Genomic DNA, 14,141 nt, shown 5'->3' with positions numbered 1-14,141 from the left:
TTCGCTCCACGGTATTCGATCCGGCGTAAGACGGATCGTGCTCGGAAATCTTCGATTTCCGGTGTTTGACGAGGCCTGAGCCTCGTCGGGTTCGTGGAGCTTCGCTCCACGGTATTCGATCCGGCGTAAGACGGATCGTGCTCGGAAATCTTCGATTTCCGGTGTTTGACGAGGCCTGAGCCTCGTCAGGCCAGCAAACGCAGAGCGTTTGCGCTGTTTGACGAGGCCTAGCCGAAGTCAAACTCGCCGGACGCGGTTTGTCCGGCGGTGTTCGATCCGGCGTAAGGCGGATCGTGCTCGGAAATCTTCGATTTCCGGTGTTCGACGAGGCGTAAGCCTCGGCGGGTTCGTGGAGCTTTGCTCCACGGTGTTCGATCCGGCGTAAGACGGATCGCGCTCGGAAAGATGCGTCAGCGAAGGTGTGGGTTCGTCAAGTGACACAGTATCAGCGGAACCCCACGGCTTTAGCCCTGTCTCTTACCCACAAATCGAGTCGCTGCCGAGGTCAATAAACCCGATCGAAACCTCGATATCTACAGATGTAACACTCCTATGGAACGATTTTGCTAATCTCGTTTACCACATTCAGCACCCCCCACCGCCGAGATCATCGCCCGGATCACTCCTCACCTCGATCTTCCGATTGCAGATTGGGGTCGAAAGCGTCTGAAACGTCTGTTTGTGACTCCGTGAACTTATGGGTAAGAGACAGGGCTTTAGTCGTGGGTCCAAGCGGTAGGCAAAGTTACACAAACCACGTGACTTACTCAGGCCGTGATTCCCACGTTACTCCGACTCGTCGACAACCCACCATACGACAGCCCGAGCGCCAACGTTCAGCTTTCCAACACACCCCTTGTCATGCAACTTCCGTAACCGATAATACACAGCTTTCGATGTCACAGGCAACTCCTCAGCCACAAGACCCGCCGTTAACACGGGAGTCTCAGCGTCCTCTAACACTGCAAGTACGTCCTCATCCGTGACTTTGGATTCAAACTCACCGCTGCTCTTCCGTCCTTGGTCAGTCATTGCGGATACGTACGGTTCAAGCCGTGTTATTCGTTTCCTCGTAGATAACCGGAACCTTCATATCCGTTTACTACATAGTAAGCGATAGATGACGCGTTGTGATACGTTCGAGGTGAGACCGCTCTCGCACCGCGACGAGCTGCTCCTCCTCGAACTCCTCGACGCGTCAGCAGCCTGTAACAACCAGGTCAACTACGACCGCCGACAAACACTCTTCAATACGCAAAACGACGCGGATTCCCGTGTCCCAGTCAGCGAATTGAAGTCCACGGTGAAACACGCGGTCACCCAAGAGCAATACCGCCAACAGTATATCCAGCGGCTCAGTTCCAGCACGCCCCAGCAACTCGTCCAGAAGAACTGGGAGCCGTGGAAAGCGTACTTCGCCGTCCTCTCAAAATACCGAGACCCTACTAACAACAAGGTCACGGACAGGCCCAATCCACCCGGTTACTGGAAAGAAAACGGCAACCGCACGCCGCGAACCGTCATCCGCAACGACCAGTACACCCTTGAACTCGGCGACCGCAGCCGACTCGGAATACCCGTGGGAAAAGAACTGAAAGAGAAATACGGGCTTGGATACCACGAACGGTTGCGCTTGGAGGTTGCAGGACAACCCCGTTGGACGGGCAAGCAGGGTCGCCTAGAGATCGTGTACGACAGAGACACCGAAACGTTCACTGCATATCGAACCGTCGGCGACGAGGACAACTCTCCACGCCGACGAGACTCTATTGAACCATCACTGGCCACTACTGGCAGCGGCGAAGAGGTAGTGGCAGCGGTGGACATCGGTGCGAACAACCTCGCCGCCGTCACGACCAGTCAAGGGGACCACCGTCTGTACCACGGGAGGCCCGCATTCCACACGTTCCACACTCACACCAAACAAATCGCCGAGTTACAATCACTACTTGGAGACGGCGACTGGTCAAGCAAACAGATTCGGCGTGTCTACCACAAGCGCGGTGAACAACGCAACCACGCCATGGACGCGTTGATTCGAGATCTCGGCGAGTGGCTCGCCGAGCTAGGTGTTACAGAACTCATCGTCGGCGCGTTAAGCGATGTGAGGGAGAAACACTGGTCCGCCACTATTAACGAGAAGACGGACCTGTTCTGGGCTCACGGACGCTTCCGACGACGACTCGGCGAAGTGCTGGAGTTCGAGTACGGCATACCCGTCACCGAGAAGTCAGAGGCTGGTACGTCGTCTCAGTGCCCAGCGTGTGAGAGTGAGGATGTGCATCGGCGTGGTGATTTACTTCAATGCCACTCGTGTGGACGTGAGGGTCATTCGGATGTTGCAGGATCGGCGAATTTCCTGCGGAAACACGCTGGTGAGAGTATAGAGCTTCAACCAAGTGGGTCGATGGCTCGGCCCGCGGCCGCCCGAGAGAACACGACGGCGGATGGACATCACAGTCAGGTACCATGCCTTGAGTGGGACGACTATGAGTGGACGGTGAAACACTCTGGTCTTTCGACCAAAGAGGCACCCGCGAACCAGAGTACCAGTAGCGAGACTGGGAACGTTGCCCCCGGTGTTTCAGACGACTGAATCACGCGTCAGCGGAGGGGAAGCCCACGAGTTTGCTCGTGGGAGGACGTCACCGACATCTACCACAGTACGGGGCTGGGTCTCTGGCTCGTCGACTGGGCGGTCGACCTCTCAGATGGCCATATTTCGTTCGAGCGGACGGACTCCGGCAATGCGATCAGCCTTCGATTACGGCGGGCGGAAAGCGCCTGAGTTCACGCCGGTGTCGGATCGATTCGCCCCCCGAGATAGACGAGCGAACCGATGAGGAGGACGATACCGACCGGCAACAACCACGTCAGTGCGGTCAGCAACAGACCGCTGGCCTGAATCCCGAGGACGAGTAACACGACTGGCGCACAGCAGGCACTCCCCGAGAGCAGTGCGGGAACCGACGCCAGAACGCCGGAAGTCGCCCCGAGACCACAGGATCGCGGCTGCGTGACGGCGAGGTAACTCATCGCGATATTGATACCGACTAGCACTGCGAGACCGACGCCCAGAAGCGTGTTCAGCGGCGAGAACAGCAGTCGGAGGGGTTCGAGATCGACGATAGCGATCGCCTCGAACGACACTGGCCCGGTCCGACCGAGCATGTGCGTCAGCGGGTCCGCGACTGGCATAGCCACGCCCACGCCGACGCCCTCCCTGACGACCAGATCACCAATCGCATACAGGTAGCCGAGCAGATACGCGACACCCACGGCAACAGCGAGAAGGAGCGGGCCCGGCCGGGTGAGCGCCGCCCGCATCGCAGTAGCGGTCCGCGAAAGTCTTCTGCCGATCACTGGTCGTACACCTCCGTATCGGGATAGATAGCCGACCATGCGAACCACATCGCGTCGAGGCGGAGGACCCGGTCCAGCGGGAGTTCGTCCGGCGCGTACGTGGTTCCGTCTACCTGTAGTTCACCGTCAGCATACTCGACCGAGCGCCCGTCCGGGTTCGCGTAGACGTAGCCGGTGTCCAGGCGTGGATCGTAGACCGCAAGATAGCCCTGGCCATCGACGACCGGTTCCACTACAGATTCCTCTCGCAGGACGGACTTTTTGATCGCGAGGGGGCCGTCCGGCGTCCGTGCACAGATGAACACGGCCTTTGCCTGATGCCGGTCGTCGTCGACGAGCGGCGCGAACAGGGGCGAACCGTCCTCGTAGTAGCCGGTTCGGGGGTTGTACCCCCCGTTGTACGGATCGGCCCCGTAGTCCCGGACGTGTCCAGTGTCTTCGGTGAGTACCTGCGTCTCGGGATACTGTTCGCGCCACTGCCCCCACGTCGTCCATGTCACGGGGAACTCCTGCAGGGAGTGGCCGGTGTGAACGCCGTCGATCGCAACGGCCGGCACCTGCGGCCACCAACTATCCGACTCGCGGTCGTATATGATCAGATTGCTGTTGACCAGTCGTCCGGAGACGCCGAACTCGGTATCCCCGCGATAGAACCCCTGTGCCGTGCCGGTGAGGGGACAGTAGGTAACACTGATCTGCTCGCCGCCGGCCTCGGTGTTGACTATCTCGTGGTAGACCAGGACCTGTCGGGGGTAGGCCCGTGCATCGCCATCGATTTCGACGCCGAAGACTATCTCGTCGTCGTCGGGCGCGTCTCCGCCACCAGCCTCGGTGTATACGGGATCGTCGATCGACGGGATCCCGTCTCTCGGGACGCCGCCGCTGACCACTTGATCCAGTAGCTCTTCGGCCGAATGGCCCATACTGATCGGTGCTTCTGCCGTCGGTGGATCGTCCGGCGGTTCCTCGTCGCCGTTGTTCGGATCGCTGTCCCCATTACCCGTCCCTGAATCCTGGTCTAGGCAACCGGAGACCGCAATCAGGGCTCCTGCCGCGAGGGCCCGCCGTCGTGTGAGACCAGGTCGCATACACCATAGTTAGACGTTCATCATTATGAACCGTCTCCGCGCGTGCGTCAGCGATGCATATCCGACCGGTCGCTCGCCAAGCCGTCGGACTCGAGTGCCGAGATAGAGTCGGTGTAGTCGTCGTGTGCGACGCGGATCACGTACTCCGCGACCATCTCGGCGTGCTCGCAGTCGTCGCCGGTACAGCGAGTTTCGAGCAGCGACAGTCCCTGTTCGAGCGTCTCCTCGGTCTCGGTCCGCAGGTCGCGGAACAACTGCTCGCGCTCGGCGTCGAAGAACTCGATCAGCCGTGCGTGGGTCCGGAGGCTAACGACCGACCGGCCGACCATCCCCGCGGCGACGCGCTGGATCGTCGCCTTCTGACCGCGGAGATAGGCGTGTAGCGGGCCGCCATCGGCCGGTTCGAACGACGCCGGTAGCTCCGCGGCCACCTGCTCGTAGTGCCGTCGCTCCTGCTCGGCCGTCGACTCGAACACCTCCCGAGCCTCGTCGTCGGGTTCGTCGGCCGCCCACTCGTCGAACGTTCGACGTGCGGAGTACTCGCTGTTGGCCGCCGCTTCGAGTAGCGATTGCTCGTCGACGTCGCCGCCGCTCAGCGCGAGCAGGAGGTCGGGCGAGCCCAGTTCGTCCAGTCGCTCCGCGTGCTCTCGTTCGAGCCGGTCCCGAAACGTCGTCCCGTCCATACGCTCGGCTATGGTGTGGGACCGTTTGAACGTTCGTGACCGCCCTAGGGTTTTGCCAGTGGAGCCTGATCTGCCGGTATGGAGGACCTGATGGTCCGTGATGCGGTTCTCGGGGATGTCCAGAGCATCACCCGCGTCGCCGAGGCGGGATGGGTAAGCGCGTACCAGGACGTGCTCGCAGAAACGACCATCGAGGCGGCGCTGGCGGAGTGGTACAGTCCGACGCTCACTCGCGAGCGCATCGAGGACGACGCCGTGACCTACCTGATCGCCGAGCAGGACGACACCGTAGTCGGGTACGCGAGCGGCGCTGCGGCCGACAACTCTGTCGTCGATCTCGGTTCGATATACGTCACGCCGGACCGCTGGGGGGAGGGGATCGGGACGGCGCTGCTCGACACGTTCGAGACGCGCTGGTCGACCCGCGGATACGACGCCGTCCAACTGCTCGTGCTCGCGGACAACGAGGTCGGCCAGTCGTTCTACCGTGCCCAGGGCTACGAGGCTGTCGGGGAGCGAGAAACGGAGCTGTTCGGGGAGACGGTCAGGGAACGTCGCTATCGCAAAGAACTGGGATCGGGGCGGCGGTAGTCGTCAGTAGAACTCGCGGACGAGGTCCATCGCATCGTCGGGTGCGCCGTCCGGAATCTCCGATTTGTTCGCCTCGACGGCGTGGCGCTCGTGATACGGCACCGAGTCTTCGTCCTGATAGAGGACGCCCATATACTCCTTGTCGCCGTCCATTACGGCCTCTTTCGCTTGTTCACGGTCCGTCGGATCGTAGTCGTCGTCCTCGGCGACGTCGACCAGCGAGCCACGGAAGTAGTCGTAGGTGTCCACGTCGTTGAACGTCACGCAGGGGCTGAAGACGTTGACGAAGCCGAAGCCGTCGTGCTCGACGGCCTTCTGAACGATTTCGGCGTGTCGGAGTGCGTCGGAGCTAAAGGACTGGGCGATGAAGGTGGCGCCCGACGCCATCGCCAGCGCGAGCGGATTGACTGGCGGCTGTTTCGGTCCCTCGGGGGTCGTCGACGTCTCGAAGTCCTCGCGGCTGGTCGGCGAGGCCTGTCCTTTGGTCAGCCCGTAGATGCGGTTGTCCATCACGATATAGCTCATGTCGACGTTCCGACGAACGGCGTGGACGAAGTGTCCGGCACCGATGGAGTAGCCGTCGCCGTCTCCTCCTGCGACCATCACTTCGAGGTCGGGGTTGGCGAGTTTGACGCCGGTCCCGACCGGGAGTGCGCGACCGTGGACGCCATGGAGCGCGTAGCTGTGCATGTACGTCCCGATTTTGCCGGAACAGCCGATCCCGGCCACGATGAACGTGTTGTCCGGGTCGTTGCCGGTGTTGGCCAGCGCTTTCATCATGCCGTTCATCGTGCCGAAGTCCCCGCATCCGGGGCACCAGGTCGGCTGTTTGTCGGATTTGAAGTCTGTGAATCGAACGTCGGAACTCATGCTGTTACCTCCGTGTCGGCGGCGATTGCAGCCTCGATCTCTTCCGCGAGTTTGTTGGCCTTGAATCGTACGCCAGTGTATTTGTTGATCCGTTTCACTCTGGAGAGGACGTCGTGCTCGATCAGATCGGCGAACTGGCCGGTCTTGTTACACTCGACGACGATGACGTCGTCGGCGTCCTCGACGGCGGGCGTGAGATCGGGTCGCGGGAAGAGGTACGGTACAGAGAGCACCCGGACGTCGATCCCCCTGTCGTCGAGGATGTCGAGAGCTTCGACGAGGGCACCCTCGTTCGATCCCCACGAAATGACGAGCGAGTCGGCGTCCGCGTCGCCGAACTCGCGGTAGTCGAACGCCTCGCGTTCGCGGGCCGTCTCGACTTTTCGCTGGCGCTTGTCGACCTGCGTGACGCGCATGTCCGTGCTCTCGGTTCGGCGACCGAGTTCGTCGTGTTCGAGGCCGGTCGACATGTGTGCGCCCTCGGCCGTGCCGGGGAACGCACGCGGACTGATCCCGTCCTCGGCGTCGGCATGGGTCCGGAACCGACCCTTCGAGTCGAGCCAGTCGTCGATTTCGTCCTCGTCGACGACCTTTCCGCGGTCGATCTCGACCTCGTCCATGTCGAACTCGGACGGGTCGAACGTCTCCTCGGTGACCGCAAGCGCGAGGTCCGAGACCAGATACACCGGTAGCTGGTACTTCTCTGCGAGGTTGAACGCCTCGATAGTCCGGTGGAAACACTCGGAAATCGTCGTCGGGGCGACGACAAACCGTGGCACTTCGCCGTGCCCGCCGTACAGAGTCATGTTGAGGTCACCCTGCTCCTGTTTGGTCGGCATCCCCGTCGAGGGGCCCGACCGCATCACGTCACAGATGACCAGCGGCGTCTCGCTGGTCGCCGCAAGCCCGAACGTCTCGGACATTAGGTCGATCCCCGGACCGGAGGTCGCCGTCATCGAGCGGGCACCGGCGCGTGCCGCGCCGAGCGCCATGTTGATGGCCGAGAGTTCGTCCTCGGCCTGGATGACGTGACCGCCGTACTGCTCGATCCGGCCGATCAGGTACTGCATCACGTCGGTCGCGGGCGTGATCGGATAGCCAGCGTAGAACCGACAGCCAGCCGCGATTGCACCCATGCCGATCGCCTGGTCGCCGTTGAGCAGGACGTAGTCGTTGTCGGTCGTCTCCAGTTCGTAGTCGAACTCGCCGTAGTTCTCCTTGACGTGATCCCGACCGAGTCGGGCGGCGTCCTTGTTGTTTTCGACGATCTTCGATCCCTTGTCCCCGAACCGCTTTTCGAGGGACTCATCGAGGTTTTGGATCGGGAACGAGGCGATTTCGCAGGCGGCCCCGAGCGCCACGGTGTTCGCCATGATTGCGCCGCCTGCCTCCTCGGCCAGCGTTTTGAGCGGAACGCTCACACCGGTGATCGCTTCCGGGATCTCCGCGTCCCACGAGCGCTCGCCGTCGTAGATGATGACGCTATCCTCGTGGAGTTCGTCCAGGTTCTCATCGATTGTGCGCTGTGTCAGCGCTACCAACAGATCCAACCGATCGACGACACTCTGGACCTTCTCGGTCGACGTTCGGATCTTGTAGGCGGTGTACCCACCGCGAATGCGGGATGCGAAGTCTTTGGAGGTAAAGACGTGCCGTCCCGCACGCGACAGCGCCTGAGCGAAGATCTTTCCGGTAGAGTCGATCCCGTCACCGGCTTCGCCGCCGATCGCCCAGTTTAGATCTGATGGCATGTATTGGTCAGCGGGTTATCTTCGACACGTCAAAAGCCTTCTGAAATACCTACCTGAAAGTTTGTATAAAACCCCGAAGCGAGTTTCTTCCCGTTCATTTTGGCGGTATAACGGAACGAGAGTCTTCGGACTCTGCCTGGATCGAGCGGGTTACGAACGCAACCCCTTAGGGAGCCAGCAGCCTACTCTACTGCATGGACGAGACCGAGGTAACGGTTCGCGCGGTGGCGACTGTCGGACCGGGCACGATTACCCTAGAGCTAGAAACGCCCGCCGATTTCGATGCGAAACCCGGCCAGTTCGTCAGATTGCATGCAACGGTCGACGGCGAGGAGATCGCCCGCTACTACACCCTCTCGTCGCCCGACATCGAGGAGACCTTCGAGATCACCGTCGGCGTCGATCCCGAGGGCGATCTCTCTCCCTGGCTGGCCGACCGCGAATCCGGCGACACCGTGACGATCGAAGGCCCGTTCGGCAACGTCGCCTACGACGAGGGCGACGTTGCCGTCCTCGCTGGCGGCCCCGGCGTCGGGCCGGCAGTCGGCGTCGCCGAGGCGGCCGTCGCGGAGGGCTCCGAAGCTACAATCGTCTATCAGGACGATGCACCCGCCCACGAACAGCGCCTGGACGCGCTTGTCGACTCCGGTGCAACCGTTCGGATCGTCGAGAACAAACAGGGCCTTACCGACGCCGTCAGGGAGGTCGTCGACGATGGTCAGATCTACGTCTTCGGCTTTCAGACGTTCGTCGAGGACGCCCGTGACGCCGTCGAGGCCGGCGGCGGTGACTTCTCCGAGGCGGAAGTCGAATCGTTCGGGTAGCCGGACAACCGACTCTTCGTGAGTCGATAGTACTCTCCTGCCGTTCGGTTGTCTCCGCCCGTTCGTAGTCGTGGCTATGAGTGTCTCTGTTCGCCTTTCGGTCATCGTCGAGCGGACGATTCTAAATCGCTGGTAGTGGTCTTCGTCGTATAACTAAAAAGTTCGCTTCGCTCACGTTTTCAGACACAGGCACTCCGATGGAGTGTCTGGCCTCTGCTCACTGTGTTTGCGGAGACACCGGGAGAGTTCACTTCGTTCGCCTCCCGAGCTGACGAGAGCGATTCGTCGTGTTACTCCTCGTCGGTCTCGTCCACGTCTTCGAAGTCGGCGTCGACGAACTCGTCTCCCTCGGCGTCAGGACCGGGCCCTGCAGCGCCGCCGGGGCCGCCCGCCGCCGCACCGCCCATGCCGCCTGCGCCTGCTGCGCCGGCCTGGGCTTCCTGCTGGTACATCTGTTTGCCTATCTCCTGGAGCGCGTCGCTGAGGCTCTCGGTGGCCTCCTCGTACTCCTCTTTGCCGGCGTCCTCGTCTTCGAGCGTCGCTTCGACGTTTTCGATTTCGGCCTCGATATCCTCGATCAGGGCCTCGTCGAGTTCCTCCTCGTTCTCCTCGAGCAGCGTGTCCGCTCGCTGGATGGACTCCTCGGCAGCGTTGCGCGCTTCGATGCGCTCGCGACGTTCCTGATCTTCTTCGGCGTGCTGTTGGGCTTCCTGCTGCATCTCCTCGATCTGGTCGTCGGAGAGGCCAGCGCCGCCTTCGATGGTGATCTCCTCGGCGTTGCCGGAGCCTTTGTCCTCGGCCTGCACGTTGACGATGCCGTTCTCGTCGATGCTGAAGCCGACCTCGATCTGGGGCGTTCCGGCCGGTGCCGGCGGGATGCCGGTGAGGTGGAACTCGCCGAGCATCTCGTTTTCGTTAGCAATCTCTCGCTCGCCCTGGAAGACCCGGACCTGCACGGAGGTCTGGTTGGCCGCGGCCGTGGTGAAGATCTTCGACTCCTCGGTCGGGATGGTCGTGTTCTTCTCGATGAGTCGCTCGAAGAGGCCGCCTTTGACCTCGATACCGAGCGAGAGCGGCGTCACGTCGAGCAGCACGATGTCGTCGACCTCGCCGCCGAGCACGCCACCCTGGATCGCCGCACCGAGTGCGACGGCTTCGTCCGGGTTGACGTTCTTTTTCGGCTCCTTGCCGGTCATCTCCTCGACTTTCTCCTGGACCTGTGGCATCCGCGTCGAGCCACCGACCATCAGCACTTCGTCGATGTCGTCTTTGGATTTGCCGGCGTCTTCGAGCGCCTGTTCGGTCGGTGCGACAGTCCGCTCGATCAGGTCGGCCGTGAGCGACTCGAATTTCGCACGCGTCAGGCTCTCTTCGAGGTGGATCGGACCGTCGTCGGTCGCGGTGACGAAGGGCAGATTGATCTCCGTCTCTTTGCGCGAGGAGAGTTCGATCTTGGCTTCCTCGGCGGCGTCTTTCAGTCGCTGGAGGGCCTGTCGGTCGTCGGTAAGATCGACGCCGTGTTCGTTCTCGAAGTTCTCCGCGAGCCAGTCGATGATCGCGTGGTCCCAGTCGTCGCCACCGAGGTCGTTGTCCCCGTTCGTGGCGACGACCTCGTAGACACCGCCTCCGAGGTCGAGAATCGAAACGTCGAACGTCCCGCCACCGAGGTCGTAGACGAGGACCGTCTGGTCCTGGTCTTCGTCGATCCCGTAGGCCATCGACGCGGCGGTCGGTTCGTTGACGATCCGCTCGACTTCGAAGCCGGCGATCTCGCCGGCGTCTTTCGTCGCCTGGCGCTGTCGATCACTGAAATAGGCAGGGACCGTGATGACTGCCTTCTCCAGTTCCTCGCCGAGATACTCCTCGGCATCGTGTTTGATCTTCTGGAGGATCATCGCCGAGACCTGCTCGGGCGTATACTCTTCGTCGTCGATCTGGACGGTATAGTCCTCGTCGCCCATGTGGCGCTTGATCGACTCGATCGTCCGGTCCGGATTCTGGATCGCCTGGTTCTTCGCCGGTTTGCCGACGAGCCGCTCGCCGTCTTCGGTAAAGGAGACGGCAGAGGGCGTCGTCCGCTCCCCTTCGCCGTTTACGATGATCTCGGGGTCACCACCTTCCATAACAGCGAACGCGCTGTTCGTCGTACCAAGGTCGATACCGAGAATCTTGTTACTGGCCATCTTGCAAGAGGATTGTAGACTGTTCCGTATAAACCTTTCTACACAGCGACAAACGCACGAATTAAAATCCGGGGAAGCGGTCGCTACGCAACTTATTTCGGTCGCCGTGTAGCGGTGCTTTTAATCAGAGACCGTGGTATTCTCTCGATCAAACACGTTTGGTTCGAGGGTCCCGAACTACTCCTCGTTCGCCGCGACGTCCGCGTCCCGTTCGTGTTCGTCTTCCGGTTTCTCGTCGCCGTCTCCTTCCTCCTCCGCTTCGTCAGTGTCCTCGGCTTCAGTATCGTCTTCTTCGACTTGGTCGTTATCAGCCTTTTCCTCGTCGGGTTCGGCTTCGGCATCCTCGGCCTCCTCGTCCTCCCTGTCGTCGACTTCGGCAGCATCCTCGCTGGACTCCTCAGTTTCAGGTTCGGCCTCACTTTCGTCCGCGACCGCCTCGACGGCTTCAGCGTCTTCATCTTCGTCTACGGTCGCTTCGACCTCTTCGTCGTCCTCCTCTCCGCTGTCCGCGTCAACCTCGACGTCTTCGATGGCCTCGTCCTCACCTTCGCTCTCTTCAGGGACCTCTTCGCCGGCCTCGGTGTCCGCGTCGGCCTCCTCCTCGTCGTCCTCGCTTTCCTCGACCGGGGCTACACCCGTGCTGACGGTGACCTGGGCCGACTGGAGCAGTTTGTCCGCGATCTCGTAGCCGGGACGGTACAGATCCGCGACTGTCCCCTCCGGTTCGTCGCTGTCGACGCGCATCATCACCTCGTGTTTGTTGGGGTCGACCTCCGCACCCGCTTCCGGTTCGACCGGCGCGACGTTCTCGTCTTCGAGGATCCGATCGAAGCTCTTGAGCGTCATCTCGACGCCCTCGCGGATACTCTCGACGTCGTCGTGGTCCTGGTCGACCGCCCGGAGCAGGTTGTCCCGGACCTCGACGAGTCGCTCGACGACGTCTTCGGCCGCTCGCTCTTTGATCCGCTCTTTCTCCCGTTCCTGACGTTTCTTGTAGTTCTGGAACTCCGCCTGTTTCTTCTGGAGTTTCTCCTCAAGCGTCTCGATTTTCGCGTCCCGTTCTTCGAGCTCCGACTGCACCGTTTCGAGTTCGGATTCGGTCTCCGCTAGATCGTCCCGTACCGCCTCGAGGGTCTCTTCGAGGTCGGCGACCGCGCCGTTGAGTTCGATTGCGATCTCGGCCAGTGATTTCACTTCCTGGCCTAGCTCCGGATCGCGTTCTGCGACCTGTGCGACCAAGTCCTCGCGGATCTCCATATCGATGTCCGCATCCGGGTCCGGCGCTTCGGCCTCGGCTCCCTCGTCTTCGGTCATGCCCGGTACAAGCCGTCCGGCAAGTATAAGCGTTCAGGAAACCGCTCGCGGCAAGGGGTGTCTCCGGAACCGTTTTTCCGTTCCCCGCCCCTACGCAGTGACGTGACGACGAGGCTCAGTTTCGAGGACGGGACGCTTCGGCTCACCGGCGAGGACGTCGGCGACCTGCCGGACGTCGAGTTCGATCCGCGCTCGGAGAGCTATCGTGCACCAGCCCATCGGTACGCGACCCTCCGTGACGCCCTCGACAAGCGAAGCGAGGAGGTCGTGGACGACGTGCTGGATCTCCAGTCCGTGCCGTCGCTCACATCGAGCTATCAGCTCCGCGAGTACCAGCGCGACGCGCTCGACGCCTGGCAGGCCGCCGACCGCCGTGGCGTCCTCGAACTCCCGACCGGGAGCGGCAAGACCGTCATCGGCGTCGCCGCCATCGCGGCGCTGTCGACGCCGACGCTCGTCGTCGTTCCGACCATCGACCTGCTCGAACAGTGGCGTGCCGAACTGGACGAGGAGTTCGGCAACGATATCGACCTCGGACAGCTCGGCGGCGGCGTCCAGCAGGTCGGCCCGCTGACGATTGCTACCTACGACTCGGCGTATCTCCGGGCCGCCGCGCTCGGGGACCGGTTCGGCCTGGTGGTGTTCGACGAGGTCCACCACCTGGGCGGCGAGGGGTTCCGACAGATCGCCCGGTTGCTCGCCGCACCCGCTCGACTCGGTCTCACGGCGACCTTCGAGCGACCGGACGACGCCCACGAGGTCGTCGAGGAACTGGTCGGAGAGGTCGTTTACTCGCTGGTACCGGACGATCTGGCTGGCGAACATCTCTCCGCCTACGAGGTCAAGCGCCGCTCTGTCTCCCTCACTGACGAGGAGCGCGCGGAGTACGACGAGCAACAGGGAACGTTCACCGACTACCTCGCGCGCTCGAACATCCAGTTACGCAGCGGAAGCGATTATCAGGAACTCGTCAAGCGGTCGGGACGCGACCCCGAGGCCAGAGACGCGCTCCTCGCGAAGCAACGTGCCCGCGAGATCATGATGAGTAGCGATGCCAAGGTCGACGCCCTCGCCGACATCCTCGACCGCCATCGCGGCGAGCGCACCATCGTCTTCACCGCCCACAACGACTTCGCCTATCGGATCGCCGACCGGTTCCTGATCCCGCCGATCACGCACCGAACCTCGACGAGTGAGCGCCGGGAGATTCTCGATCGGTTCCGCGCGGGCGAGTACACACGCGTCGTCACGTCGAACGTGCTGGACGAGGGAATCGACGTCCCCGACGCCAGCGTCGCGGTCGTCCTCTCGGGGAGCGGGAGCGAACGCGAGTTCACGCAGCGACTCGGCCGGATCCTCCGTCCGAGCGAGGAGACCGACCGCGCCCTCCTGTACGAAGTCGTTGCCCGTGACACCGCCGAAGAGGGCGTGTCGAACCGCCGGCGGTGACGGTTCAGCCCCGCCTGGGCGGTTA

Annotated in this window: 12 protein-coding genes; 4 read left to right on the top strand and 8 right to left on the bottom strand. The window is 62.1% G+C overall.

Annotation, left to right across the window (positions count from 1 at the left end):
* Window positions 1-786: 786 nt before the first annotated feature.
* Window positions 787-1,032: a response regulator of citrate/malate metabolism gene (locus ACFQL3_RS11600; RefSeq protein WP_377054417.1), complete on the bottom strand. Its 246-nt coding sequence runs from the start codon at window positions 1,030-1,032 to the stop codon at window positions 787-789.
* A gap of 88 nt (window positions 1,033-1,120) precedes the next feature.
* On the opposite strand from ACFQL3_RS11600, the gene ACFQL3_RS11595 reads away from it, so the two are divergent.
* Window positions 1,121-2,596 (top strand): RNA-guided endonuclease TnpB family protein, encoded by a 1,476-nt coding sequence (locus ACFQL3_RS11595; protein ID WP_377054415.1) that lies wholly within the window; start codon window positions 1,121-1,123, stop codon window positions 2,594-2,596.
* A gap of 194 nt (window positions 2,597-2,790) precedes the next feature.
* On the opposite strand, the gene ACFQL3_RS11590 is transcribed toward ACFQL3_RS11595, so the two are convergent.
* Genes ACFQL3_RS11590 through ACFQL3_RS11580 form a run of 3 tightly spaced genes read right to left on the bottom strand, consistent with a single transcriptional unit; the run spans window position 2,791 to window position 5,134 of the window.
* The gene (locus ACFQL3_RS11590; RefSeq protein ID WP_377054413.1) at window positions 2,791-3,363 is read right to left on the bottom strand and encodes a hypothetical protein; all 573 of its coding nucleotides are present in this window, start codon (window positions 3,361-3,363) and stop codon (window positions 2,791-2,793) included.
* The gene (locus ACFQL3_RS11585) at window positions 3,360-4,451 is read right to left on the bottom strand and encodes a DUF3179 domain-containing protein (RefSeq protein WP_377054411.1); all 1,092 of its coding nucleotides are present in this window, start codon (window positions 4,449-4,451) and stop codon (window positions 3,360-3,362) included. The genes ACFQL3_RS11590 and ACFQL3_RS11585 overlap by 4 nt, the downstream gene beginning before the upstream one ends.
* Before the next feature lie 47 nt (window positions 4,452-4,498).
* Window positions 4,499-5,134 carry a rubrerythrin family protein gene (locus tag ACFQL3_RS11580; protein ID WP_377054409.1) on the bottom strand — a complete coding sequence of 212 codons (636 nt, stop codon included), beginning with the start codon at window positions 5,132-5,134 and terminating at the stop codon, window positions 4,499-4,501.
* A gap of 78 nt (window positions 5,135-5,212) precedes the next feature.
* On the opposite strand from ACFQL3_RS11580, the gene ACFQL3_RS11575 reads away from it, so the two are divergent.
* On the top strand, window positions 5,213-5,725 hold the full coding sequence (locus ACFQL3_RS11575) for a GNAT family N-acetyltransferase (RefSeq protein ID WP_377054407.1): 513 nt from the start codon (window positions 5,213-5,215) through the stop codon (window positions 5,723-5,725).
* A gap of 3 nt (window positions 5,726-5,728) precedes the next feature.
* On the opposite strand, the gene ACFQL3_RS11570 is transcribed toward ACFQL3_RS11575, so the two are convergent.
* Window positions 5,729-6,595, bottom strand: a complete 867-nt coding sequence (locus ACFQL3_RS11570; protein WP_377054405.1) for a 2-oxoacid:ferredoxin oxidoreductase subunit beta — start codon at window positions 6,593-6,595, stop codon at window positions 5,729-5,731.
* A complete protein-coding gene (locus tag ACFQL3_RS11565) occupies window positions 6,592-8,346 on the bottom strand; it encodes a 2-oxoacid:acceptor oxidoreductase subunit alpha (protein ID WP_377054403.1) in 1,755 nt (584 codons plus the stop codon). Before ACFQL3_RS11565 ends, ACFQL3_RS11570 begins: the two co-directional genes overlap by 4 nt.
* A gap of 194 nt (window positions 8,347-8,540) precedes the next feature.
* On the opposite strand from ACFQL3_RS11565, the gene ACFQL3_RS11560 reads away from it, so the two are divergent.
* Window positions 8,541-9,170 carry a ferredoxin--NADP reductase gene (locus ACFQL3_RS11560; protein WP_377054401.1) on the top strand — a complete coding sequence of 210 codons (630 nt, stop codon included), beginning with the start codon at window positions 8,541-8,543 and terminating at the stop codon, window positions 9,168-9,170.
* A 290-nt stretch (window positions 9,171-9,460) separates the two neighbouring features.
* Here the strand turns inward: ACFQL3_RS11560 and dnaK are convergent, their stop codons facing one another.
* The gene (dnaK, locus tag ACFQL3_RS11555; RefSeq protein ID WP_377054399.1) at window positions 9,461-11,353 is read right to left on the bottom strand and encodes a molecular chaperone DnaK; all 1,893 of its coding nucleotides are present in this window, start codon (window positions 11,351-11,353) and stop codon (window positions 9,461-9,463) included.
* 177 nt (window positions 11,354-11,530) lie between these two features.
* The gene (gene grpE / locus ACFQL3_RS11550) at window positions 11,531-12,667 is read right to left on the bottom strand and encodes a nucleotide exchange factor GrpE (RefSeq protein ID WP_377054397.1); all 1,137 of its coding nucleotides are present in this window, start codon (window positions 12,665-12,667) and stop codon (window positions 11,531-11,533) included.
* A gap of 102 nt (window positions 12,668-12,769) precedes the next feature.
* On the opposite strand from grpE, the gene ACFQL3_RS11545 reads away from it, so the two are divergent.
* Window positions 12,770-14,116 (top strand): DEAD/DEAH box helicase, encoded by a 1,347-nt coding sequence (locus ACFQL3_RS11545; RefSeq protein WP_377054395.1) that lies wholly within the window; start codon window positions 12,770-12,772, stop codon window positions 14,114-14,116.
* Window positions 14,117-14,141 lie beyond the last annotated feature (25 nt).

Source organism: Natronoarchaeum sp. GCM10025321 (assembly GCF_042663585.1).
GTDB lineage: Archaea > Halobacteriota > Halobacteria > Halobacteriales > Natronoarchaeaceae > Natranaeroarchaeum.
This window is presented reverse-complemented; position numbering and strand designations above follow the sequence as displayed.